21 protein-coding genes are annotated in these 22,824 nt (G+C 70.4%); 18 read left to right on the forward strand and 3 right to left on the reverse strand.

Annotated elements, in window-relative coordinates:
- Positions 1-253: 253 nt before the first annotated feature.
- The 7 genes from CRP56_RS25930 to CRP56_RS25960 are packed head-to-tail and all read left to right on the forward strand — an operon-like array spanning position 254 to position 8,705.
- Entirely contained in the window at positions 254-1,786 is a 1,533-nt protein-coding gene (locus tag CRP56_RS25930) for a glycosyltransferase family 2 protein (RefSeq protein WP_179851333.1), read from the forward strand.
- Positions 1,783-2,790, forward strand: coding sequence for a glycoside hydrolase family 26 protein (locus tag CRP56_RS25935; protein WP_097267824.1), 1,008 nt, complete (start codon positions 1,783-1,785; stop codon positions 2,788-2,790). Before CRP56_RS25930 ends, CRP56_RS25935 begins: the two co-directional genes overlap by 4 nt.
- Complete coding sequence (locus CRP56_RS25940; RefSeq protein ID WP_257042096.1) at positions 2,787-4,481, forward strand: hypothetical protein; 1,695 nt, start codon at positions 2,787-2,789, stop codon at positions 4,479-4,481. The genes CRP56_RS25935 and CRP56_RS25940 overlap by 4 nt, the downstream gene beginning before the upstream one ends.
- Positions 4,478-6,022 carry a glycosyltransferase family 39 protein gene (locus CRP56_RS25945; RefSeq protein ID WP_097267826.1) on the forward strand — a complete coding sequence of 515 codons (1,545 nt, stop codon included), beginning with the start codon at positions 4,478-4,480 and terminating at the stop codon, positions 6,020-6,022. The genes CRP56_RS25940 and CRP56_RS25945 overlap by 4 nt, the downstream gene beginning before the upstream one ends.
- Before the next feature lie 34 nt (positions 6,023-6,056).
- Entirely contained in the window at positions 6,057-7,373 is a 1,317-nt protein-coding gene (locus CRP56_RS25950) for a UDP-glucose dehydrogenase family protein (RefSeq protein WP_097267827.1), read from the forward strand.
- A gap of 18 nt (positions 7,374-7,391) precedes the next feature.
- The gene (locus CRP56_RS25955; RefSeq protein WP_097267829.1) at positions 7,392-8,153 is read left to right on the forward strand and encodes a polyprenol monophosphomannose synthase; all 762 of its coding nucleotides are present in this window, start codon (positions 7,392-7,394) and stop codon (positions 8,151-8,153) included.
- 9 nt (positions 8,154-8,162) lie between these two features.
- Positions 8,163-8,705 (forward strand): GtrA family protein, encoded by a 543-nt coding sequence (locus tag CRP56_RS25960; RefSeq protein ID WP_097267830.1) that lies wholly within the window; start codon positions 8,163-8,165, stop codon positions 8,703-8,705.
- 14 nt (positions 8,706-8,719) lie between these two features.
- Here the strand turns inward: CRP56_RS25960 and CRP56_RS25965 are convergent, their stop codons facing one another.
- The gene (locus tag CRP56_RS25965; protein WP_097274469.1) at positions 8,720-9,607 is read right to left on the reverse strand and encodes a hypothetical protein; all 888 of its coding nucleotides are present in this window, start codon (positions 9,605-9,607) and stop codon (positions 8,720-8,722) included.
- Between the two features lie 265 nt (positions 9,608-9,872).
- Here CRP56_RS25965 and rplM point away from each other — a divergent pair, with 265 nt between their 5' ends.
- The 3 genes from rplM to glmM all read left to right on the forward strand — a co-directional run bounded on the left by rplM (position 9,873) and on the right by glmM (position 12,468).
- Positions 9,873-10,316 carry a 50S ribosomal protein L13 gene (gene rplM, locus CRP56_RS25970; RefSeq protein WP_059192890.1) on the forward strand — a complete coding sequence of 148 codons (444 nt, stop codon included), beginning with the start codon at positions 9,873-9,875 and terminating at the stop codon, positions 10,314-10,316.
- A 43-nt stretch (positions 10,317-10,359) separates the two neighbouring features.
- Positions 10,360-10,881: a 30S ribosomal protein S9 gene (gene rpsI / locus CRP56_RS25975; RefSeq protein WP_059192889.1), complete on the forward strand. Its 522-nt coding sequence runs from the start codon at positions 10,360-10,362 to the stop codon at positions 10,879-10,881.
- A gap of 228 nt (positions 10,882-11,109) precedes the next feature.
- Positions 11,110-12,468, forward strand: coding sequence for a phosphoglucosamine mutase (glmM, locus tag CRP56_RS25980; protein WP_097267833.1), 1,359 nt, complete (start codon positions 11,110-11,112; stop codon positions 12,466-12,468).
- Between the two features lie 82 nt (positions 12,469-12,550).
- Here the strand turns inward: glmM and CRP56_RS25985 are convergent, their stop codons facing one another.
- Both CRP56_RS25985 and coaA read right to left on the reverse strand, forming a co-directional pair.
- Positions 12,551-13,468, reverse strand: coding sequence for a DUF389 domain-containing protein (locus CRP56_RS25985; protein WP_097267835.1), 918 nt, complete (start codon positions 13,466-13,468; stop codon positions 12,551-12,553).
- A 47-nt stretch (positions 13,469-13,515) separates the two neighbouring features.
- Entirely contained in the window at positions 13,516-14,505 is a 990-nt protein-coding gene (gene coaA, locus CRP56_RS25990; RefSeq protein WP_079308644.1) for a type I pantothenate kinase, read from the reverse strand.
- 178 nt (positions 14,506-14,683) lie between these two features.
- Here coaA and glmS point away from each other — a divergent pair, with 178 nt between their 5' ends.
- From glmS to CRP56_RS47710, 8 genes are all read left to right on the forward strand, one after another.
- A complete protein-coding gene (gene glmS, locus CRP56_RS25995; protein WP_097267837.1) occupies positions 14,684-16,531 on the forward strand; it encodes a glutamine--fructose-6-phosphate transaminase (isomerizing) in 1,848 nt (615 codons plus the stop codon).
- Position 16,532: 1 nt separating this feature from the next.
- Positions 16,533-16,904 (forward strand): holo-ACP synthase, encoded by a 372-nt coding sequence (locus CRP56_RS26000; RefSeq protein ID WP_097267840.1) that lies wholly within the window; start codon positions 16,533-16,535, stop codon positions 16,902-16,904.
- 19 nt (positions 16,905-16,923) lie between these two features.
- Positions 16,924-18,354 (forward strand): NAD(P)H-hydrate dehydratase, encoded by a 1,431-nt coding sequence (locus CRP56_RS26005; RefSeq protein ID WP_097267842.1) that lies wholly within the window; start codon positions 16,924-16,926, stop codon positions 18,352-18,354.
- A gap of 251 nt (positions 18,355-18,605) precedes the next feature.
- On the forward strand, positions 18,606-19,481 hold the full coding sequence (locus tag CRP56_RS26010; protein ID WP_097267844.1) for a L,D-transpeptidase family protein: 876 nt from the start codon (positions 18,606-18,608) through the stop codon (positions 19,479-19,481).
- A 44-nt stretch (positions 19,482-19,525) separates the two neighbouring features.
- Complete coding sequence (gene alr, locus CRP56_RS26015; RefSeq protein ID WP_097267846.1) at positions 19,526-20,692, forward strand: alanine racemase; 1,167 nt, start codon at positions 19,526-19,528, stop codon at positions 20,690-20,692.
- A 115-nt stretch (positions 20,693-20,807) separates the two neighbouring features.
- Positions 20,808-22,037 carry an alpha/beta fold hydrolase gene (locus CRP56_RS26020; RefSeq protein WP_097267848.1) on the forward strand — a complete coding sequence of 410 codons (1,230 nt, stop codon included), beginning with the start codon at positions 20,808-20,810 and terminating at the stop codon, positions 22,035-22,037.
- On the forward strand, positions 22,009-22,515 hold the full coding sequence (gene tsaE / locus CRP56_RS26025) for a tRNA (adenosine(37)-N6)-threonylcarbamoyltransferase complex ATPase subunit type 1 TsaE (protein ID WP_097267850.1): 507 nt from the start codon (positions 22,009-22,011) through the stop codon (positions 22,513-22,515). Before CRP56_RS26020 ends, tsaE begins: the two co-directional genes overlap by 29 nt.
- A gap of 138 nt (positions 22,516-22,653) precedes the next feature.
- The gene (locus CRP56_RS47710; protein ID WP_179851116.1) at positions 22,654-22,815 is read left to right on the forward strand and encodes a hypothetical protein; all 162 of its coding nucleotides are present in this window, start codon (positions 22,654-22,656) and stop codon (positions 22,813-22,815) included.
- The last annotated feature ends 9 nt before the right edge of the window (positions 22,816-22,824 follow it).

A 22,824-nucleotide genomic window follows, 5' to 3' on the forward strand; every position in this document is an offset into this window, starting at 1 on the left:
ACGTAAAGGCAATAAAGTGACTTATCGGGCATAAGTCTCCTCACATCCCTTACGGCATTCACATCTCTCGGATAATCTTTCGCGTCTGGTCCCTTTGTTCGAAAGGGACCCTTTGGGGTGGGGATCACGCGGGCCGGAGGCCCGGAGGGTAGGAATGTCATCCATTGACTCTGCCCGCATGGCTGGAGAGACGGGCGCCGGGGGGCGCCGGTCGGCACGGCACGGAGGAAAGCGGGGCGCCGAGCAGGCGCCGATGGGGCTGTTGCCCGCGCCGCCCTCGCATGCGGAGAAGTACTCGTACGTCAAGCGGCGCCTGTGGGTGCTGACGCTCGCGTCAATCGTCAGCTTCGGCTGCCTGACGGTCAGTCAGGTGGCGCTCGCGAAGGCCAGTCCGCTGATGTGGATCTTCGCGCCGCCGCTGTTCTTCACCATCGTCTACTACCTGGTGTCGCTCCGGGTGAACGGCTTCACCCGCGACTTCGACTTCGAGTACCACCAGAAGATCGTGCGCGGCTGGCGGCCCGCGGTGTATCCCACCGTCGACGTCTTCCTGCCGGTGTGCGGTGAGCCCATCGAGGTGCTGCACAACACCTGGACCCATGTACGGCAGCTGGCCGACCGGTATCCGGGCCGATGCGTGCCGTTCGTCCTGGACGACGGCGCGAGCCCCGAGCTGGCCGCCATGGCCCGGGACTTCGGGTTCCGCTACGGCACCCGGGAGAACCGCGGCTGGTTCAAGAAGGCGGGCAACCTGCACTTCGGCTTCGGGCAGTCGGACGGCAAGTACGTCCTCATCCTCGACGCCGACTTCACGCCGCGCTCCGACCTCCTGGAGGAGCTGCTGCCGTACATGGAGGCGGACGAGCGCATCGGGATCGTGCAGTCGCCGCAGTACTTCCGCGTCCTCGACTCGCAGAACTGGATCGAGCGCGGGGCAGGCGCCGTACAGGAGCTGTTCTACCGGTCCGTCCAGGTGTCCCGGCAGAACAGTGACGGGGCGATTTGTGTTGGATCTTGCGCCATCTACCGACGTGCGGCCCTGGAGACCAACGGCGGTACGACCCTCATCGAGCACTCCGAGGACGTGCACACCGGGTTCGACCTGCGCGGGCTCGGCTGGGACCTGAAGTACGTGCCGGTCGCGCTGTCCACGGGAGTGTGCCCGGACACCGCCGGCGCCTTCTTCAACCAGCAGTACCGCTGGTGCTCCGGGTCGATGTCGCTGCTCGGCAGCAAGAAGTTCTGGGACGCGCCGATACGTTTCTCCAGCCGGCTCTGCTACATGTCCGGCTTCTTCTACTACATCCACACGGCGCTGTTCACCTTCTTCGCGCCGCTCGTCCCCGTCATGCTGCTGCTGACCAGCCCCGAGATGCTCCAGGTCAAGCACCTGGTGTGGGTGCTGCCCAGCATCATCTACACGACCCTGATCTTCCCCATGTGGCACAAGGCCCCGTACCGTCTGGAGGCCTGGTCGGCCCGGATGATGTACGGCTGGGCCCATGTCTTCGCCATCTGGGACATCCTGCGCAAGCAGCGCATGGGCTGGCAGCCGACCGGCTCCAAGGGCGCCAAGAAGAACAAGACCCGCCGCTTCTGGCTGGGCCTGTGGATCTGGAGCGGCGGCACCGCCGTGGTCTGGGTCGGCGCCGCCGTGTACCGGCTGTTCACCGGCTACCCGCCGGACTTCGCCCTCGTCCTGTCCTCCGGGCTCTTCTACGCGCTCGTCGTCGCGCGAGCGCTGATCCAGCCCAAGGAGCACCACTCAGCAGGTGACGCCGCATGATCCGCAAGACCCTCCTTCCGCTGGGCCTGGCACTGACGGCCCTCGCGGGAGTCTCCGGCTGCGGCCTCCTCGGCGGTGACGAGGACCCCGCGGCTCAGGCCGCCAAGCCGCCGGCCGCCCACTCCTCCAAGGGTCCCGAGGAGGAGCTGCCCTACGACGTGGCGCCGCTGCTGCACCCCGACAAGGACTACTTCGGCGTCGCCGTCGAGGGCGCCCCCAGCTCGATGAAGCCGGTGGACACCTTCGCGAAGACCGTCGGCAAGAAGCCGAACCTGGTCGGTTCGTACTCGGCATGGGGCGACGGCTTCAACGCCGAGGGCGCGCAGAACGTCTTCGGCGACGGCGGGCTGCTCTACGTGTCGTGGGAGCCGTTCAAGCCCGGCCTCGACAAGATCGCGGACGGGTCGCAGGACACGTACATCAAGAAGTACGCGCAGAGCATCCGCAAGACCAATGTCCCCGTCGCGATCAGCTTCGGCCACGAGATGAACGGCCACTGGTACCCGTGGGGCACCAAGGACACCACGCCCGAGACCTTCGTGAAGGCCTGGCGGCACATCCACGACGTCTTCCAGGACGTCGGCGCCACCAACGTCATCTGGGTGTGGAGCCCGAACGTGATCAACCCCGTGAAGTCCGTGAAGCTTGAGCCGTACTGGCCCGGCGACGCGTACGTCGACTGGGTCGGCGTCGTCGGCTACTGGACCCAGACCGGCGCCCACACCTTCGAGACGCTGTACGGGCCGACGCGGCGGCAGATCGCCGAGTTCACCGACAAGCCGGTGCTGATCAGCGAGACCTCCTCGGAGCCCGGTGAGCGGCGGCGGGCCGATGTGCGCGCGCTGCTCGGCGGGGTCGAGCAGGACAAGGACGTCATCGGCTTCCTGTGGTTCAACATTCCCAAGCGGGCCGACTGGCGCATCCAGAGCAGCCCGCTAGCCCTGGCCGAGTTCAAGCGACTGATTGCGGACGACGCCTTCGGATTCGAGGTGCCGCGCTCGTGAACACCGACCATCAGGGCGGCGGGCGCTGGGCGGGGCAGGACCGCCAGGACTGGCAGCAGCACTACCCGCCGTACAGCGAGCAGCAACAGCAGGAGTACGAGGGGTACGACCAGCAGGCCCAGGCGTACTACGGCCAGCAGCAGACGTACGGCGACCAGCAGGGCTACGGCCAGCAGGCCTACATCCCGCAGCAGCCAACGGCCGCGCAGCAGCAGTACACCGCCCCGCCGCAGCACCGGTACCAGCCACCGCCCGACGAGTACGCCGACGCCGAGTACTACGTCCCGCAGTACACCGTCCTCGAACCGGAGCCCGAGCCCGAGCCGGGCTATGTGCTGCCCGAGGTCCCGGTGTCGTCCTGGTCCGTGGACAACGGCCGCTCGGCGTGGATCAGCCGGGGCGCGCTGGTGCTGATCCTGCTCGTGCAGGCGGGACTGTCGTACCGGCTAGACGGGAGCGCCTTCGCCCAGGAGGCGAAGTTCCTGATGTCCGACGGGCAACTGTCGGGCCTGGTAGCCCAGTTCGGCCTGTCCGGGGTCCGGGCGCTCAGCCTCGCGTGGGCGCTCGGCGCGACCGCGCTGCTGTTCGGCGCGACCCGGATGCTGTTCAACTCCCGGGCCGGTCTCGCGGCCGCCGCCATGTACTCCGTGCTGGAGTCGACCGCCTTCACCGGCCGGTACGCCTCCCTGCACTCCCTGTCGCTGTTCCTGCTCGCCGCCGCCCTGTGGCTGCTGGCCAGGACCCGGCAGGCGAGCCCCGCGGCCGTGCTGCTCGCGGCGCCCTTCGCGGCGCTGGCGCCGTTCGCCGCGTACTCGGCTGCGCTCTACCTGCCGACGATGACCGTGCTGGCGGTGCTGACCGCCTACCGCTTCCGCGGTGCCGGTGCCTTCGTACGCGGCGCGCTGTTCGCGGCGGCCACCGGGGCCCTGTGCTTCGTGGGCGTCCAGCTCGCCGGCAGTCCGACCGGCTGGAACGCGCACGGCACCGACAGCCCCCTCCAGCTGCTGAAGGACAGCGCGCAGTGGGGCGGGGTCGTCCTGCTGGTCGCGGTGATCGGCGCCGTCGGCTACATCCGGCGGGCCCGCATGGGCGAGATGCCGTGGGCCGAGGGCGATGCGCCCGGCGCGGTCCGGCGTTCCCTGCTGGGCCTGACGATGTGCGCCACCGCCCTGCTCGCCCCGCTCTACCAGGCGTGGCTGGGCAACGGCAGCTCGCTGCACATCCACATCGGTTTCGGACTGCTCTTCGCGGTGCCGATGGCGGGCCTCGGCGTCTCGCGCATGATGGGCGCCCACTTCCGGTACCCGCAGATCGGCATCATGATCTACGTCGCCGCGCTGGTCATCGGCATGGCGCAGACCCGCGAGCTGTACCGGCCGCCGGACTCCGCCCGCGTGATCGGAGCCCTGCGCGAGGTCGTGGACACCAAGGGCGACTACCTGACCGACGACCCGGAGCTCTCCGCGTACTATCTGCGCGCCCAGACCCGGCCCGCCCAGTGGCATCAGGCGGAGCGCGGCGAGGCGCTGGCGGCGGCGGTGAAGAAGGGGACCTACGACGCGATCGTGCTGCGGACGGCCACCGTGCCCGACACGCTGCGCGGCAACGAGGACTACCGGCTGCTGGCCGTGCTCCAGCCCTCCGGCGAGAGCGCCGGGCAGGAGACGTACCGGATCTGGGTGAAGCGATGACGGCGTACACACCATCGGTCGACGAGACCCGGGACCAGGCGCCCGACGAGGGCGGTCCGCACGCCGAGCGGCGCCGGACCGGGGACGGGCCCGGCAGGGCCTCCGCGTGGCTGGTCTTCCTGCTGCCCACGCTGGCCGCGGCGGCCTGTGTGCTGCCGGGTCTCGGCGGTCGCCAGCTGTGGCGCGACGAGCACGCCACCTGGTGGGCGTCCTCGCTGTCCTGGCACGACCTCGGCCGGCTGATCGACAACATCGACGTGGTCTTCACGCCCTACTACGCGTCCATGCACCTGTGGATCGCCGTGGCCGGTGACTCGCCGGCGGCGCTGCGGCTGCCGGGGGCGCTCGCCATGGCGGTCTCCGCCGGTCTGGTCGGGCTTCTCGGGCGGCGGATGTTCGCGGTCCGCACCGGGCTGCTGGCGGGGCTGCTGTTCGCGGTGGTCCCGGCGATCACCCGGTACGGACAGGAGGCCCGGCCGTACGCCTTCGCCACGCTGTTCGCACTGCTGGCCACCCTGCTGCTGATGCGGGCGCTGGACAAGCCGAGCCTGCGCACCTGGACGCTGTACGCCCTCGCGATCGCGGCCACCGGGTTCAGTCACCTGGTGGCGATGTCGGTGCTCGCCGGGCACCTGTGGCTGGTGTTCCTCGCCAAGAAGCGCGGCGACCGCATCGCCCACTACGCCTTCGCCGGGGCGGCCCTGCTGGGGCTGTCCATCACCTTTCCCATGGTTGCCCAGGGCACCGGGCAGAGCGGTCAGATCGCCTGGAACGTCACGACGACCAAGGATCTGACGTCGTTCCCGGAGAACCTGTTCGGTTCGTGGATCACCGGTGGCGCGGTGATGGCGCTCGGCGTGATCGGCCTTCTGGTGGCCGGGCGGTACTCGGTGCTGCTCGCCGCCTGGGCGGTGCTGCCGCCGGTCCTCACCTTCGTCACCGCCAACCAGCTCCACCTCTTCCTGCCGCGGTATCTGCTGTTCACCATCCCGGCCTGGACGCTGCTGGTGGCCGCCGCGCTCACCCGGCTCGTCGGCCGGCTGGATCCCGAGGCCCGCCGGGGCACCGGTGTCCAGGTCGTGGGCGGGGTGCTGGTGGCGGCGGTCGCGGCCGGGTACGCCTTCGTGGCGTGGCCGGGGATCGGCGACGCCAAGAAGGACCTGCCGATGGAGCCGGACTACCGGGCCGCCGCGAACGTGATCGCCGACGGCGAGAAGTCCGGTGACGGGATGATCTTCAACGGCGGGATGTCGGAACGCCGGGCCATGGCCTACGAGCTGCGGGACCGCAAGGCGCCCGAGGACGTGCTCATGGAGTGGACCCCGCAGCAGAACGGTTCCTACGGCGCGAGTGAGTGCAAGAAGCCGGACCGCTGTCTCAAGGGCGTCGACCGGCTGTGGCTCGTCTCCACCATCAGCGACGGACGCCCGTTGCTGACCGGCATGAACGAGAAGACGGCCGACGCGATCGAGAAGTCCTTCAAGGCCGGGCGCACGGTGAAGCTGAACCACGTCGTGGTCCAGGTGCTCGAGCGCAAGTAGCCGGCTGACACAGATTTACGAAGGAGGCCGCTGGATGCGGCTCACAGTCATCGGCACCGGCTACCTCGGTGCCACCCACGCCGCCTGCATGGCGGAGCTCGGACACGAGGTGCTCGGGGTCGACGTGGACCCCGACAAGGTCGCCGCGCTGCAGGCGGGCCGGGTGCCGTTCCACGAGCCCGGGCTGCCGGAGCTGATCGCGAAGCACACCGCGAGCGGCCGGCTGCGGTTCACCACCGACTACGCGGAGGCCGGTGCCTTCGGCGAGGTGCACTTCGTCTGCGTCGGCACCCCGCAGCGCAAGGGCTCCGAGGGCGCCGACCTGACGTACGTCGACGCGGCCTTCGCGGCGATCGCCGAGCACGCGGGCGAGGACGCCCTGCTGGTGGGCAAGTCCACCGTGCCCGTGGGGACCGCGGAACGGCTCGCGGCCACGCTCGGCGTCGAGGTCGCCTGGAACCCCGAGTTCCTGCGCGAGGGCTTCGCCGTCGAGGACACGCTGCGGCCGGACCGGCTGGTGTTCGGCGTGGGGTCCTCGCGCGCGGAAACGATCCTCCGTGCGGTGTACGCCCCCGTCCTCGACGCCGGAACGCCGCTGGTCACCGCCGACTTCCCGACCGCCGAGCTGGTCAAGACGGCCGCCAACGCGTTCCTCGCCACCAAGATCTCCTTCATCAACGCGATGGCCGAGGTCTGCGAGGCCGCCGGCGGCGACGTCGGCGTCCTCGCCGAGGCGATCGGGTACGACGACCGGATCGGGAAGAAGTTCCTGCGGGCCGGGGTCGGGTTCGGCGGCGGCTGCCTGCCCAAGGACATCCGCGCCTTCGCGCACCGCGCCGACGAACTGGGCGTCTCCCTGGGGTTCCTGCGCGAGGTGGACGCGATCAACATGCGCCGCCGCGACAAGGTGGTCGAGCTGGCGCGCGAGCTGTGCGGAGGTGCGGTGCTGGGGTCCCGTATCGCCGTGCTCGGAGCCGCCTTCAAACCGGATTCCGACGACATCCGCGACTCGCCCGCGCTGAACGTGGCCGCCCGGCTGCGGCTCGACGGCGCCGACGTCACGGTGTACGACCCCGAGGCGCTGGACAACGCCCGCAAGGCGTTCCCGCTCCTCGGGTACGCGATGTCGGCCGAGGAGGCGCTCAGGGGAGCCGACCTCGTGCTGCATCTGACCGAGTGGCCGCAGTTCCGGGAGATCGACCCGGAGCGGGCGGCGACGCTCGTGGCCCGTCCGCGGATCGTGGACGGCCGGGGGGTACTCGACGGGGACCGCTGGTCCGCGGCGGGCTGGCAGTTCCGGGCGCTGGGCAGACCGGCCCCGGTCGGGGAGAGGTCCCTTCGGGGCCTCTAGGGGAGGGAAGAGAAAGACATGACGGGCCACGACAGATATCCCGGCGTCCCGGTCACCATCGTGATGCCGACCTACAACGAGGCAGCCAACCTGCCCAGGATGGCCGAGCTGGTGCTCGGGCTGCCCATCGACGGGCTGCATCTGAAGGTCGTCGACGACTCCAGCCCCGACGGCACCGGTCGGATCGCCGAGGAGCTCGCCGAGAAGTACAACTGGGACGGGCGGCGGCGCATGAGCGTGCTGCACCGCACCGAGAAGGACGGGCTCGGACGTGCCTACGTCGCGGGCATGACCGCCGCGCTCGACGAGGGGGCCGCGTACGTCGTCCAGATGGACGCCGACGGCAGCCACCCCGTGGAAGCGGTCCCACGCATGCTCGGCACGGCCGTGGCCTCCGGCGTCGGCCTGGTCGTCGGCAGCCGGTACGTCGAGGGCGGTTCGCTGGACGAGGAGTGGGGCAAGCACCGCGTGCTGCTCTCCCGCTTCGCCAACCGCTACGCGCGGACCGTGCTCGGCACCAAGATCCGGGACATCACGGCCGGCTTCAACCTGTGGTCCGCCGCCACCCTGCGGGACGTCGATCTCGCGACCCTGGACAGCGCCGGCTACAGCTTCCAGGTCGAGCTGAAGTTCAAGGCCGTGCGGGCCGGACACAGCGCCGTCGAGATCCCGATCCGCTTCGAGGAGCGCACCGAGGGCGTCTCCAAGATGAACCTGTCCACGCAGATCGAGTCGGCCCTGGTGCCGCTGCGGCTGCGGATGCGCAACCGGCGGGGCTGAGCGGGGATCATGAGCGGACGGCACGCGACTCCCTCGCGGTTCGGCAAGCTGTACCGCGAGGTGGCCAAGTTCGGCCTGGTGGGGGCCTCGGGGTTCGTGGTCAACCTCGGGGTCTTCAACATCGTCACGGGCGTCCTCGGATGGCCGCCGGTGCGGGCGGGTGTCCTGGCGACGGCCGTCGCCATCCTGACCAACTACCTGGGCCTGCGGTACTTCACCTACCGGGACCGCGACCAGGAGACGCGGATGCGCCGGCGCAAGGAGATGGGGCTCTTCCTCCTCTTCAGCGCGATCGGGCTGGTCATCGAGAACGGGGTGCTCTACGTCACCACGTACGGCCTCGGTCTGGACAGCACGCTCGCCACGAACGTCTGCAAGTTCTTCGGCATCGGCGTCGCGACCCTGTTCCGGTTCTGGTCGTACCGGACGTGGGTCTTCCGGGCGGTGGCCCGGCGGCCGGAACACCCCGCGCCGGTCGCGCGGGGCGGCGGGGCCACGGCCGCCGAGCCGGTGCTGAACGCCCCCTGGGAGACCTCTTGGGAGACCCGGTAGCGACCGGGTGCCGTCTACTGGTTCGCCGCCGCCGAAGCCTGGGCCTCGCCGCGGCGGCGGATCTGGCGGAAGGTGAACTCCGCCAGGTCGTTGCCGGTCTTCTCCACCTGGGTGCTCTTGGTCGTGACGTCCTTGCCGTTGAGGAAACCGGCGGTGGTGAAGTAGGCGTAGCGGCCGTAGGAATTGGTCGTCGTACGGCACACCGCGGCGTTGCAGAACGGCTTGATCCCGTCGCCGGACAGGGAGGCGATGACGCTCTTGTCGTCGGCCTGGCCCTTGGCCTTGCGCGCCTCGGCCTCGGTGTTGAAGACGGCCACGCCGACCGTCACGGCGACGCCGTCCTTCATGTACGACACCCGCATCACGCTGGTGCAGCCGTTGGCGGTGAGGACCTTGCCGAGGGTGCCGTTGGCGTTGGCGGCCGAGGCGCACTTCTTGGTGTCGGCCGTGGCGCCCTTCTTGTAGACCGTCTCGCCCATGGTCAGCTGGGTGCCGGGGAAGAGGATCTCCGCGCTGAGTGGGGCCGTGTCCTTGGTCCTGCTGGAGATGAAGTCCTTCGGGTCCAGCGGCGGCGGGGCGCTGGTCGGGGCGAAGGACGGGTCCGTCGCGGACTGGCTCGGGATGTCCGCCGTCGCGGGCAGCGAGGACGTGGTGGACGCCTCGTCGTCGCCGCCGTTGGCGGAGACCACGGCCATCGCGACGGCGGTGCCTATCGCCGCGGTGGCGAGGGCGCCGCCGACGATGAACAACACCTTGCGCCGCTTGTTACGGGTCTCCGATGCCTCGGCGAGGGCCGCCCAGTCCGGGGTCTGGCCGTCGGTGCCGCCGTTCCACGGCTGCTGGGAATTCGGTTTCCAGGGATCCCACTGGGACTGGGGTCCCCCCTGCTGCCCAAAGCTCATGGGGCGCATCATAGAGGGGGGACGCGTGGGGCCGCCGGGGTCGCTCGTTTTGACCCGTCCGGGGTAGCGCTAGTACCCTTCCAGTTTGTTATGCGTATTGGCTAGGTCGTACTCACGCGCCAGAAGCCCTTACGTAGGTTCCCTGGAGCAGTTACCAGTGGGCGGCATACGGGCGGTGTTCCCGGCATATTTGTCGTCCCCAGCTGCACGATCGCTTCAAGGATGCCTTGTGTCAGCACCCATCCCTGAAGAAGAAGGCTGAGAAGTGCGTACGTACAGCCCTAAGCCCGGCGATGTGACTCGCCAGTGGCACGTCATTGACGCTCAGGACGTCGTCCTGGGCCGTCTCGCCACCACCGCCGCGAACCTCCTCCGCGGCAAGCACAAGCCGACCTATGCCCCGCACATGGACATGGGCGACTTCGTCATCATCATCAACGCCGACAAGGTGCACCTGTCCGGCAACAAGCGGACCCAGAAGCTGGCGTACCGCCACTCCGGGTACCCGGGCGGTCTGCGTTCCGTCCGCTACGACGACCTGCTCCGTGACAACCCGGAGAAGGCTGTCGAGAAGGCCATCAAGGGCATGGTTCCCAAGAACTCCCTGGGCCGTCAGATGCTCTCGAAGCTGAAGGTCTACTCGGGCGACCAGCACCCGCACGCTGCCCAGCAGCCGGTGCCGTTCGAGATCACCCAGGTCGCGCAGTAGTTCCGGCCACCCCCTAAGACAGAAAAGAAATCTGAGGAGCATCGTGGCCGAGACCACCGCTGAGCAGCCGGTCGAAGAGACCGAGCTGGTCGACATCGACAGCTACACCACCGAGTCGGACGTCCCCGTCGAGGGCGAGTACACCTCCGAGTCGCTCGCGTCCCGCTTCGGCGACCCGCAGCCGGCCGCCGGCCTGGGCCGTCGCAAGAACGCCATCGCCCGCGTCCGGATCGTCCCGGGCACCGGCAAGTGGAAGATCAACGGTCGCACCCTCGAGGACTACTTCCCGAACAAGGTGCACCAGCAGGAAGTCAACGAGCCCTTCAAGGTGCTCGAGCTCGAAGGCCGCTACGACGTCATCGCCCGCATCGCGGGTGGCGGTGTCTCCGGTCAGGCCGGTGCGCTCCGTCTCGGTGTCGCCCGTGCGCTGAACGAGGCCGACGTCGACAACAACCGCGGCCCGCTCAAGAAGGCCGGCTTCCTCCGCCGCGACGACCGTGCGGTCGAGCGCAAGAAGGCCGGTCTGAAGAAGGCCCGCAAGGCTCCGCAGTACAGCAAGCGTTAAGCTTCGCTGCCTGCAGCCCGTACTCGCATACGTTCGCAGTACGCAGTACGTCCGAACGCCCCGGCGGCACGCCACAGTGCCGCCGGGGCGTTCGTTTATCACAGCCGTGGGCGTATAACGGCACAAGACGCTCAAAGGCTTGTGTGATCGGGTGATCCTGGGTGATCTCCGACGGTGATCTCGAAAGTGACGCTTCATCAGCTTCATCAAGCTTCATCAGGAGGACAAGTGGGACGACTCTTCGGCACGGACGGCGTGCGCGGCGTCGCCAACGCGGATCTGACCGCCGAGATGGCGCTCGGTCTGTCCGTCGCGGCGGCCCACGTGCTGGCCGAGGCGGGCACCTTCGAGGGCCACCGGCCGACGGCGGTGGTCGGACGGGACCCGCGAGCGTCCGGGGAGTTCCTGGAGGCCGCCGTGGTGGCGGGCCTGGCGAGCGCCGGCGTCGACGTCCTGAAGGTCGGTGTGCTGCCCACCCCGGCCGTGGCGTATCTCACCGGCGTCCTCGGCGCCGACCTCGGCGTCATGCTCTCCGCCAGCCACAACGCGATGCCCGACAACGGCGTCAAGTTCCTCGCCCGCGGCGGGCACAAGCTCGACGACGAGCTGGAGGACCGGATCGAGGCGGTCTACGAGGCCCACCGGCACGGCGAGCCGTGGGAGCGGCCGACCGGTGCGGGGGTCGGACGGGTGCGGGACTATCTGGAGGGCTTCGACCAGTACGTCGCCCATCTGATCGGTGTTCTCCCGAACCGGCTCGACGGGCTGAAGATCGTCCTCGACGAGGCGCACGGCGCCGCGGCCCGGGTGTCGCCGGAGGCGTTCTCGCGGGCCGGTGCCGAGATCATCACGATCGGGGCCGACCCGGACGGGCTCAACATCAACGACGGCTGCGGATCCACGCACCTCGGGCTGCTGAAGGCGGCGGTCGTCGAGCACGGTGCCGACTTCGGCATCGCGCACGACGGGGACGCGGACCGGTGCCTCGCCGTCGACCACACCGGTGAGGAAGTCGACGGGGACCAGATCATGGCCGTCCTCGCGCTGGCCATGCGGGAGCGCTCCGCGCTTCGGGCCGACACCGTTGTCGCGACCGTCATGTCCAACCTCGGCTTCAAGCTGGCGCTGGAGCGGGAGGGGCTGACGCTGGTGCAGACGGGTGTGGGTGACCGGTATGTGCTGGAGTCCATGAAGGAGCACGGGTACGCGCTCGGGGGCGAGCAGTCCGGGCACGTGATCATTCTGGATCACGCCACCACCGGGGACGGCACTCTGACCGGGCTCATGCTGGCGGCGCGGGTCGCGGAGACCGGGCGGTCGCTGCGGGAGCTTGCCGGGGTGATGGAGCGGTTGCCTCAGGTGCTGATCAATGTGCCGGACGTGGACCGGTCCCGGGTCGGGAACTCGGCGGAGCTTGCGGCTGCGGTTTCTGAGGCTGAGCGGGAACTCGGTGAGACTGGGCGGGTGTTGCTGCGGCCTTCTGGCACTGAGCCGTTGGTGCGGGTGATGGTTGAGGCTGCGGACATCGATCAGGCTCGGTCTGTGGCTGGGCGGCTTGCTGATGCCGTGAAGTCGGCGCTCGGTTAGGCGACTTCGGGTTCGGGGTGGGGGGTTCTGTGTGTTGCGGGCTGCGGGTTCGTCGTGGCTGGGCGCGCAGTTCCCCGCGCCCCTAGCGGCGTTGCCATAGCCGCTTCTGGAGAAGCAATGTAAGTGTTCCTGCCAGCACGATTCCCAGCAGGTTCAGCAGGAGTTGGTTGGTGGAGCCGATTGTCTGCTCCATGTCGCCGTAGGCCAGGGCGACTGCCGCGTTCGCCGCTGCTGGGACCGTTGTCACCGAGATGGCGACCCCTACCAGCGCGCCCGACTTCGCCGAGGTCAGGGACAGGGTGCCGGCGATGCCCGCCAGGACCGCCACCACGAAGGAGAAGGCGTCCGGGGCGTACACGAAGGCGGTGTTGGGGCGGTCGCCCTCCAGGTCGGACTCGTGGAACAGGTTCAGGGCGTCCATGAACCAGCTGAAGCCCACCGTCACCGCCATCGCCACCGCGAAGCCCACCAGCAGGGCGATCAGGGAGCGCAGCGCCAGGCGGGGGTGGCGTTGGACGATGGAGGTGCTGAAGGCTGCCAGGGGGCCGAACTCCGGGCCCACGGCCATGGCGCCGACGATGAGGATCGCGTTGTCCAGGACCACACCGCAGGCCGCGATCATCGTGGCCAGGGTGATGAAGGCCAGGTAGGTGACGGAGAGCGTCGACTCCTCGTGGGTGGCGTCGGTGAGGTGGTCCCAGAGGACCGCGTCGGCGCCTTCGCCCGGCGCCTCCTTCTCGGCCTTGTCCGCCCGCTTGGACAGGGACAGGTCGATGTTCTCGACCGCGATCGAGCCGGTCTTGTCGAGGCCCAACTCCTGCAGTGCGCTGATGAGTTCGTCGCCCGCCTCGCGGGCCACGTCGCACATCACCACGTCCCCGGCCGGGTTGCGGGCGGCACCCGGCACCACGACCAGGTGCGTGGTGCCGACCGTCTTCTCGATCAGGCGGACCGCGGCGTCCGTCGTGTCGGACGGCGTGATCAGGCGCAGATGCAGCATGCGCCCTTTCTAACAGGCCGCCCTTTCCAACAGGCCTCGGTCACGGTTCAAAGCTTGCGCAGGCTCAGGCGGCGGACCTTGTGGTCCGGGCCCTTGCGGATGACGAGGGTGGCGCGGCCCCGGGTGGGGGCGATGTTCTCGATCAGGTTCGGCTTGTTGATGGTCCGCCACTGGGTGCGGGCGTAGTCGAGGGCCTCTTCCTCGGAGACCTGGGTGTACTTGCGGAAGTACGAGTTGGGATCCTGGAAGGCCGTCTGGCGCAGTTTCTTGAAGCGGTTGAGGTACCAGCGCTCGACGTCGTCGGGGTTGGCGTCGATGTAGACGCTGAAGTCGAAGTAGTCGGCGAGGCCCACGCGGGTGCGGCCGTCCTTGCCGGGGAGTGCCGGCTGCAGGACGTTGAGGCCCTCGACGATCAGGATGTCCGGGCGGCGCACCACGAGTTTCTCGTCGGGGACGATGTCGTAGATGAGGTGCGAGTAGACGGGTGCCGTGACCTCGTCCTTGCCGGCCTTGATGTCGGCGACGAACTTGGTCAGGGCCCGGCGGTCGTACGACTCCGGGAAACCCTTGCGGGACATCAGGCCGCGCGCCTGGAGCTCCCGGGTGGGGAGCAGGAAGCCGTCCGTCGTGACGCGTTCGACGCGCGGGTGCTCGGGCCAGCGGGAGAGCAGAGCCTGGAGGAGGCGGGCGACCGTGGACTTGCCGCCGGCGACCGAGCCCGCGACCCCTATGACGAACGGGGTGCCCGTCTGGGCGCCGGTCTCGCCGAGGAAGGTGTTCAGGGCGCCTCTGAGGCCGTCCGTGGCGCCGACGTAGAGGTTGAGGAGGCGGGAGAGCGGGAGGTAGATGTCCCGCACCTCGTCGAGGTCGATGACGTCGCCGAGGCCGCGCAGTCGCTCGACCTCCTCCGCCGTCAGGGGCAGGGGCGTCTTGTCGCGCAGCGCGCTCCACTCGGAACGGGTGAGGTCGACGTAGGGAGTCGCCTCCGGCTTGTTCCGGTGGGCGCTCCGGGGAGTCGAGGAGACCGGAGAGATCACAGTCCATTGTTAACGGAGTTTGAACGGGATGGCGGGTGGGGTCCGTCACGCCTCGACCGGGACTCGTACGCCCGTGGCCGTAGTGGCGCGCCGGACGCGTTCGTATGGCCGTGGGAATTTCCGATATCGGGCACGCGGAAGCCCTTTCGGTCGGTCGAGCGTGCGTAGGCTGCCGCGCATGTGTGGAATCGTGGGATACGTGGGGTCGCAGTCGGCGCTCGAGGTCGTGATGGCCGGACTGAAGCGGCTGGAGTACCGGGGGTACGACTCGGCGGGTGTCGCCGTCCTCGCCGACGGTGGGCTCGCCGCCGGGAAGAAGGCCGGGAAGCTGGTCAACCTGGAGAAGGAGCTCGTCGACCGGCCGCTGCCGACCGGCGGGACCGGGATCGGGCACACGCGCTGGGCCACACACGGCGGGCCGACGGATGCCAACGCGCATCCGCACCTCGACAACGCGGGACGCGTCGCGGTCGTCCACAACGGGATCATCGAGAACTTCGCCGCGCTGCGGGCCGAACTGACCGAGCGCGGCCACGACCTGGCGTCCGAGACGGACACCGAGGTCGTCGCGCATCTGCTCGCCGAGGAGTTCTCCTCGTCCGCGGACCTCGCCGAGGCGATGCGGCTGGTGTGCCGGCGTCTGGAGGGGGCGTTCACGCTGGTCGCCGTGCACGCGGACGCACCGGACGTGGTCGTCGGGGCCCGGCGGAACTCGCCGCTCGTGGTGGGGGTCGGGGAGGGTGAGGCGTTCCTCGCGTCCGACGTGGCGGCCTTCATCGCGCACACCCGCTCCGCCATCGAACTCGGGCAGGACCAGGTCGTCGAACTGCGCCGTGACGGGGTGACGGTGACCGGCTTCGACGGCCGCCCGGCGGACGTCCGCTCGTACCACGTCGACTGGGACGCCTCGGCCGCCGAGAAGGGCGGCTACGACTACTTCATGCTCAAGGAGATCGCCGAGCAGCCGAAGGCGGTCGCTGACACCCTGCTGGGGCGCATCGACGCAGCCGGCTCCCTGACGCTGGACGAGGTGCGCATCCCGACGAGTGTGCTGCGCGAGGTCGACAAGGTCGTGGTGGTGGCGTGCGGTACTGCCTTCCACGCGGGGCTGATCGCCAAGTACGCCATCGAGCACTGGACGCGCGTCCCCTGCGAGGTGGAGCTGGCGAGCGAGTTCCGCTACCGCGACCCGATCCTGGACCCGCGGACGCTGGTGATCGCCATCTCCCAGTCCGGCGAGACCATGGACACGCTCATGGCGCTGCGGCACGCGCGCGAGCAGGGCTCCAAGGTGCTGGCCATCTGCAACACCAACGGCTCGACGATCCCGCGCGAGTCGGACGCGGTGCTCTACACGCACGCCGGGCCGGAGGTCGCGGTCGCCTCGACGAAGGCGTTCCTGACCCAGCTGGTGGCGTGCTACCTGGTCGCCCTGTATCTGGGGCAGGTGCGGGGCACCAAGTGGGGCGACGAGATCGTGGCCGTCGTCCGGGACCTGTCGAGGATCTCCGGCGAGGTCGAGAAGGTCCTGGAGACGATGGAGCCGGTACGGGCGCTCGCGCGGTCGCTCGCCGACAAGAACACCGTGCTGTTCCTGGGCCGGCACGTCGGCTACCCGGTGGCCCTCGAAGGCGCCCTGAAGCTCAAGGAACTCGCCTACATGCACGCCGAGGGGTTCGCGGCCGGAGAGCTCAAGCACGGGCCGATCGCGCTGATCGAGGACGATCTGCCGGTCGTGGTGGTCGTGCCGTCGCCGCGCGGGCGGTCGGTGCTGCACGACAAGATCGTCTCCAACATCCAGGAGATCCGGGCGCGCGGGGCGCGGACCATCGTCATCGCGGAGGAGGGGGACGAGGCGGTGGTGCCGTACGCCGACCATCTGATCCGGATTCCGGCCACCCCGACCCTGCTCCAGCCGCTGGTCGCTACGGTTCCCTTGCAAGTGTTCGCGTGTGAGCTGGCCACGGCTCGGGGCAACGAGGTCGACCAGCCTCGGAACCTGGCGAAGTCGGTGACTGTGGAGTGAGATGAGCATTGTCGGCGTCGGGATCGACGTGGCGGAGATCGAGCGGTTCGAGGCGGCGCTGGAGCGGACGCCGGGGATGGCTCAACGGCTGTTCCTGGACAGTGAGTTGCTGCTGCCCAGCGGTGAGCGGCGGGGGATCGCCTCCCTCGCCGCCCGGTTCGCGGCCAAGGAGGCGCTCGCCAAGGCGCTCGGCGCGCCGGCCGGGCTGCACTGGACCGACGCCGAGGTGTACGTCGAGGACAGCGGGCAGCCGCGGTTGCGGGTGACCGGGACGGTGGCTGCGCGGGCCGCGGCGCTCGGCGTGCGGTCCTGGCACGTGTCGCTCAGCCATGACGCGGGTGTGGCCTCCGCTGTGGTGGTGGCGGAGGGGTAGTCCGGGGAGACTCGACCCCATGCGTACTGCGTACAGCGTGGAGACGGTCAGGGCGGCCGAGCGGGAGCTGATGGCCCGGTTGCCGGAGGGAACGCTCATGCAGCGGGCGGTGGCCGGACTCGCCGCCGCCTGCGCGGACTTGCTGGGGCGGGTGTACGGCAGCCGGGTGGTGCTGCTGGTCGGGAGCGGGGACAACGGGGGCGACGCCCTGTACGCCGGGGCGCGGCTCGCGCGGCGCGGGGCGGGGGTGAGCGCCGTACTGCTCGCTCCGGAGCGGGCTCATGCGGGCGGGCTCGCGGCGTTGCGGCGGGCGGGCGGTTCCGTGGTGCCGGCGGGGCGCGCGGAGGGGGTGATCCTGCGGGCCGATCTCGTGCTCGACGGCATCGTCGGGATCGGGGGCAAGGGCGGGCTGCGGGCGGACGCGGCGGCGCTGGTCGCCGTCGTCGAGCGGTCGCGGGCCGCCGTCGTCGCCGTCGATCTGCCGAGTGGCGTCGACGCGGACACCGGGGAGGTGCGCGGGGAGGCGGTACGGGCCGATCTGACCGTCACCTTCGGGACGCACAAGCCGGGACTGCTGATCGACCCGGCGCGGGAGTACGCCGGGGTGGTGCGGCTCGTGGACATCGGGCTGGCCCTGCCCGGCGAGGCGGAGATCGAGGCCCTGCAGCACGCGGACGTCGCCGCGCTGCTGCCGGTGCCGGGGGCCGAGAGCGACAAGTACCGGCGGGGGGTCGTCGGGATCGCCGCCGGGTCCGCCCGGTACCCGGGCGCGGCGGTGCTGGCCGTCGCGGGGGCGCTGCGGGGCGGGGCGGGGGCCGTGCGGTACGTCGGGCCGGCCGGGAACGCGGTCATCGCACGGTTCCCCGAGACGCTCGTGTCGGACCAGGGGCCGGCGAAGGCCGGACGCGTGCAGGCGTGGGTGGTCGGGCCCGGGGCGGGGGACGACGCGGCGACCGTGGCGGAGGTGCTGGAGGCGGAGGTGCCGGTGCTGATCGACGCGGACGGGCTGCGGCTGGCGGACCGGGACGCGGTGCGGGGGCGTGGCGCGCCGACGCTGATGACTCCTCACGCGGGGGAGGCGGCGGCGCTGTTGGGGGTCGCCCGGGAGGAGGTCGAGGGGGCTCGGCTGGAGTCCGTGCGGGAGTTGGCGGGGCGGTACGGGGCGACCGTGCTGCTGAAGGGGTCGACCACGTTGGTCGCCGACTCCGGGGGCGGGGCGGTGCGGGTGAACCCGACCGGGACGGGGTGGCTGGCCACGGCCGGGAGCGGGGACGTCCTGTCGGGCCTGACGGGGTCGCTGCTGGCGGCGGGACTCTCCGCGCTGGACGCGGGCAGTGTGGGGGCGTATCTGCACGGGCTGGCCGGGCGGCTGGCGGCGGACGGGGGGCCGGTGGGGGCGGGGGATGTGGCGGGGGCGGTGGGGGTGGCTTGGCGGGATGTGAGGGGGTAAGGGGGTGGGGCGCGGTGCGGGTGGGGGTCCGCGCAGGGTTTTCTCGCCACCGCCGCCCTTACCCGTCCCATCCCCAGGGGCTGCCGCCCCTTCGACCCCGCCCAGGGGGCTCCGCCCCCTGGACCCCGTTCGGCCCTGAAAGGGCCTCGTCCTCAAACGCCGGACGGGCTGATTGAGTCGTCCTCCGCAATATGAGTGACCCCTCCGCGCGGCACCCCCGTTCCACGACGTGAGCACGTTTCTCTGATCGCATGATCAGCAGACATATCGCCTACCGAAGCGTGGCTGTGGCGATCGTCGCCGCCACCCTGCTGCCCGCCGGTGTCGCCGTCGCCGAACCGCCGCCCCCCGCTGCCGGGCCCGAGGCCGAGCTGGTGCCCGGGGTGTATCAGCCCTGGCAGATCGATACGCCGGATCAGGTGCTGGCGCCCAAGGTGTACACGCCCAGCGTCGCCGAGGACGCGGTCGAGCCGGCCGACGCCGCCGTGGGAGCGTACGACCTGGTCGAGTACGTGCCGCTGCGGGACGCCGTCGCGCGGGTGGCGTGCACGAAGTCGACCGGGCCCTTTCAGCGGCAGGTGGAGAAGTGGCTGAAGCGGAAGGTGGACGGGAAGCAGTCGACCGCCGACTGCAAGGCCATCCGCGCTTTCCAGAAGGAGCAGAAGATCACGCCCGCCATCGGGTTCGCGGGGCCCGTCACCTGGGCGCGGATGCAGTACCTGTCGGCCCGGAAGAACCCCAACGCGGCCAAGAAGTGCCCCGTGCGGTCGTATCGCGTCGCGTGTGTCGATCTCACGCGGCAGATCACCTGGGTGCAGAAGGGGAAGAAGGTCGTGTACGGGCCCGTGCCCATGCGGAGTGGGCGGACCGCGTATCCGACCCGGGGCGGCTGGCACAAGATCTACTGGAAGCACAAGAACCACGTCTCGACGCTGTACCACCAGCCCATGCCCTACGCGCAGTTCTTCGACGGCGGACAGGCCTTCCACGCCGTCTACGGCTCCATCTTCACCACCGTCGGCTCCATGGGCTGCGTCAACCTGCGCCTCGCTGACGCCCGGAAACTGTGGGGCGTGCTGAAGACCGGCGACCGGGTGTTCGTGTGGGGGCGGCGGTCCGGGACGTAGGCGTACGAAGGCGTGTCCGACCCCTCTGAGACACTGGGGGCGCCATGAGTGAGACAGCTGCCCAGTCGAGCGCGCCCCTGCGCGCCCGCGCCGAGATCGATCTGGCCGCCCTGCGGGCCAACGTGCGGACCCTGCGCGCCCTCGCGCCGGGCGCGGCCCTGATGGCCGTGGTCAAGTCCGACGCGTACGGCCACGGGGCGGTGCCGTGTGCCCGCGCGGCCGTCGAGGCGGGGGCCCAGTGGCTGGGTACCGCCACGCCGGAGGAGGCCCTCGCGCTGCGCGCGGCCGGGATCGACGGCGTACGGATCATGTGCTGGCTCTGGACCCCGGGCGGGCCCTGGCGGGAGGCCGTCGAGGCCGATCTGGACGTGTCCGTGAGCGGGATGTGGGCGCTGCGGGAGGTCGTCGACGCGGCCCGTGCCGTGGGGAAGACCGCGCGGGTGCAGCTCAAGGGCGACACGGGGTTGGGGCGGAACGGGTGCCAGCCGGGGGCCGACTGGGCCGAGCTGGTCGCCGAGGCGCTGCGGGCCGAGGGCGAGGGGGTCGTCCGGATCACCGGGCTCTGGTCGCACTTCGCCTGCGCCGACGAACCCGGGCATCCCTCCATCGCCGCCCAGCTCGCCACGTTCCGGGAGATGCTCGCGGACGCCGAACAGGCCGGTGTCCGCCCCGAGGTGCGGCACATCGCCAACTCGCCCGCCACGCTGACCCTTCCCGAGGCCCACTTCGACCTGGTGCGCACCGGTGTCGCCGTCTACGGCATCTCGCCCAGCCCCGAGATCGGCAGCTCGGCCGACCTCGGACTGCGGCCGGTGATGACGCTTTCGGCGTCGGTGGCGCTGGTCAAGCGGGTGCCGGGCGGACATGGGGTCAGTTACGGGCATCACTACGTCACCCCGGGGGAGACCACCCTCGGGCTCATCCCGGTCGGGTACGCGGACGGTATTCCGCGGCACGCCTCAGGCACCGGTCCGGTGCTGGTCGGCGGGAAGTGGCGGACGGTGGCCGGGCGGGTGGCCATGGACCAGTTCGTCGTCGATCTGGGGGGTGACGAGCCCGCCGTAGGCAGCGAGGCCGTACTCTTCGGGCCCGGCGACCGCGGCGAGCCCACCGCCGAGGACTGGGCGCAGGCCGCGGGGACCATCGCGTACGAGATCGTCACCCGGATCGGATCGCGCGTTCCCCGCGTCTATGTAGATGCGACCGTTTGAGTTCTTCTCGATGTGCATTCTTTGCGTGTGAGTTCTTTTAGGTGAATGACGGACCAGCTGGGTAAGCGCCCAGCAGTGAACACCAGTCCGGTGGCCCGGTGAAGAGGAGCGGTACGTGAGCGAGAGCAGTGCGGAGGCCGCCCTGGCCCTCGCCTCCGCCACGGGGGCGGCCGGCACCTGGCGCCGGGCGACCGGGCTCGCCGGGGCCGCGATAGGGGTGGTCGCGGCGGGGGCCGCGGCCGGTGTCGCCCTGGAGCGGATGACCGTAGGACGCGGGATGCGCAGGAAGGCGCGGCTCGCCCTCGACTCGGCGGGGCCGTACGGCTCGCTGCGCGGGATGCCGGGCAAGGCGTACGCCGACGACGGCACGGAGTTGTACTACGAGGTCGACGACGTGGAGCCGGAGGGCGGGTCCGCGCCGCGCCGGCGGCGGCTGTTCGGGCGCAAGGCGCCGCTGCCCGTCACCGTCGTCTTCAGCCACGGCTACTGCCTGAGCCAGGACTCCTGGCACTTCCAGCGGGCCGCGCTGCGGGGTGTGGTGCGGACCGTGCACTGGGACCAGCGCAGTCACGGGCGGTCCGGGCGCGGGGTGCGGCAGGTACAGGACGACGTGCCGGTCGACATCGACCAGCTCGGGCGGGACCTGAAGGCCGTCATCGACGCGGCCGCGCCCGAGGGGCCGCTCGTGCTCGTCGGCCACTCCATGGGCGGGATGACCGTCATGGCGCTCGCCGACCAGTACCCGGAGCTCATCCGGGAGCGGGTCGTCGCCGTCGCTCTGGTGGGGACGTCCTCCGGGCGGCTCGGCGAGGTCAACTTCGGGTTGCCCGTCGCGGGTGTGAACGCGGTGCGCCGCGTGCTGCCGGGGCTGCTGAAGGCGCTGGGGCAGCGGGCCGACCTGGTGGAGAAGGGGCGGCAGGCCACCGCCGACCTGTTCGCCGGGATCATCAAGCGCTACTCGTTCGCGTCGCGGGACGTCGACCCGGCCGTCGCGCGGTTCGCCGAGCGGATGATCGAGGCCACGCCGATCGACGTGGTCGCCGAGTTCTACCCGGCCTTCACCGACCACGACAAGACCGAGGCCCTCGCCCACTTCAGAGACCTGCCGGTGCTCGTGCTGGCCGGGATCGGGGACCTCGTCACGCCCAGCGAGCACAGCGAGGCCATCGCCGGGCTGCTGCCGGACGCCGAGCTGGTGCTGGTGCCGGACGCGGGGCATCTGGTGATGCTGGAGCACCCGGAAGCGGTCACCGACCGCCTCGCCGACCTCCTCACCCGCGCGGGCGCCGTGCCGGCAGGGGCTACGGTGGGCGGTTATGGAAGCAGTACCGCACAGCCCGGCTGAGACCGAGCTGACCGTCACCTCCCCCGAGCAGATGCGCGAGCTGGGCCGGAAGCTGGCCAAGCTGCTGCGGGCCGGGGACCTCGTGATGCTCAGCGGAGAGCTCGGCGCGGGCAAGACGACGCTGACCCGGGGGCTGGGCGAGGGGCTCGGGGTGCGCGGCGCCGTCACGTCCCCGACCTTCGTGATCGCCCGGGTCCACCCGTCCCTCGGTGACGGTCCGCCGCTCGTCCATGTCGACGCCTACCGGCTGGGCGGCGGGCTCGACGAGATGGAGGACCTCGACCTCGACGTCTCGCTGCCCGACTCGGTGATCGTCGTGGAGTGGGGCGAGGGCAAGGTCGAGGAGCTGACCGACGACCGGCTCCAGGTGCAGATCCACCGCGCCGTCGGTGACACCACCGACGAGGTGCGGCACGTGACGCTGACCGGGCTCGGCGAGCGCTGGGCGACGGCAGACCTGAGCCTGCTCACGGCGTGACGCGCCTCGATTTCGGTGAACGTTCCGACAAGACGTCGGCAAGATATTGCTTTAGGCGTCTTGTGCGTGGTCACATGGTATCCAGTTCGTAGTTAGGTCTACCTAACCACGTCCGCCCCCGGTGCTCAGGAGGCGACCATGTCGGCCACGGAACGAGACGAGTCGACGCCGCGCGCGGTGTCCGCGGTACCCATGCGCGACCTGCTGGCGGCCTGCGCCGCGGCGCACGCGATCTCGACCCCACCGCGCCTGCCGGACCCCGGGACGGTGCCGGCGGAACGCCACCGGGAAGCGGCCTAGCGGATCCGG

This window comes from Streptomyces sp. TLI_55, assembly GCF_900206255.1.
Taxonomy (GTDB): Bacteria; Actinomycetota; Actinomycetes; order Streptomycetales; family Streptomycetaceae; genus Streptomyces; species Streptomyces aquilus.

What these genes read in the sequence shown, in the direction of transcription:
- CRP56_RS25930 (WP_179851333.1), top strand. Translation starts at nt 254, where the DNA reads ATGGGGCTGTTGCCCGCGCCGCCCTCGCATGCGGAGAAGTACTCGTAC.
- CRP56_RS25935 (WP_097267824.1), top strand. Translation starts at nt 1,783, where the DNA reads ATGATCCGCAAGACCCTCCTTCCGCTGGGCCTGGCACTGACGGCCCTC.
- CRP56_RS25945 (WP_097267826.1), top strand. Translation starts at nt 4,478, where the DNA reads ATGACGGCGTACACACCATCGGTCGACGAGACCCGGGACCAGGCGCCC.
- CRP56_RS25950 (WP_097267827.1), top strand. Translation starts at nt 6,057, where the DNA reads ATGCGGCTCACAGTCATCGGCACCGGCTACCTCGGTGCCACCCACGCC.
- CRP56_RS25955 (WP_097267829.1), top strand. Translation starts at nt 7,392, where the DNA reads ATGACGGGCCACGACAGATATCCCGGCGTCCCGGTCACCATCGTGATG.
- CRP56_RS25960 (WP_097267830.1), top strand. Translation starts at nt 8,163, where the DNA reads ATGAGCGGACGGCACGCGACTCCCTCGCGGTTCGGCAAGCTGTACCGC.
- CRP56_RS25965 (WP_097274469.1), bottom strand. Translation starts at nt 9,607, where the DNA reads ATGAGCTTTGGGCAGCAGGGGGGACCCCAGTCCCAGTGGGATCCCTGG.
- CRP56_RS25985 (WP_097267835.1), bottom strand. Translation starts at nt 13,468, where the DNA reads ATGCTGCATCTGCGCCTGATCACGCCGTCCGACACGACGGACGCCGCG.
- glmS (WP_097267837.1), top strand. Translation starts at nt 14,684, where the DNA reads ATGTGTGGAATCGTGGGATACGTGGGGTCGCAGTCGGCGCTCGAGGTC.
- CRP56_RS26000 (WP_097267840.1), top strand. Translation starts at nt 16,533, where the DNA reads ATGAGCATTGTCGGCGTCGGGATCGACGTGGCGGAGATCGAGCGGTTC.
- CRP56_RS26005 (WP_097267842.1), top strand. Translation starts at nt 16,924, where the DNA reads ATGCGTACTGCGTACAGCGTGGAGACGGTCAGGGCGGCCGAGCGGGAG.
- CRP56_RS26010 (WP_097267844.1), top strand. Translation starts at nt 18,606, where the DNA reads ATGATCAGCAGACATATCGCCTACCGAAGCGTGGCTGTGGCGATCGTC.
- alr (WP_097267846.1), top strand. Translation starts at nt 19,526, where the DNA reads ATGAGTGAGACAGCTGCCCAGTCGAGCGCGCCCCTGCGCGCCCGCGCC.
- tsaE (WP_097267850.1), top strand. Translation starts at nt 22,009, where the DNA reads ATGGAAGCAGTACCGCACAGCCCGGCTGAGACCGAGCTGACCGTCACC.
- CRP56_RS47710 (WP_179851116.1), top strand. Translation starts at nt 22,654, where the DNA reads ATGTCGGCCACGGAACGAGACGAGTCGACGCCGCGCGCGGTGTCCGCG.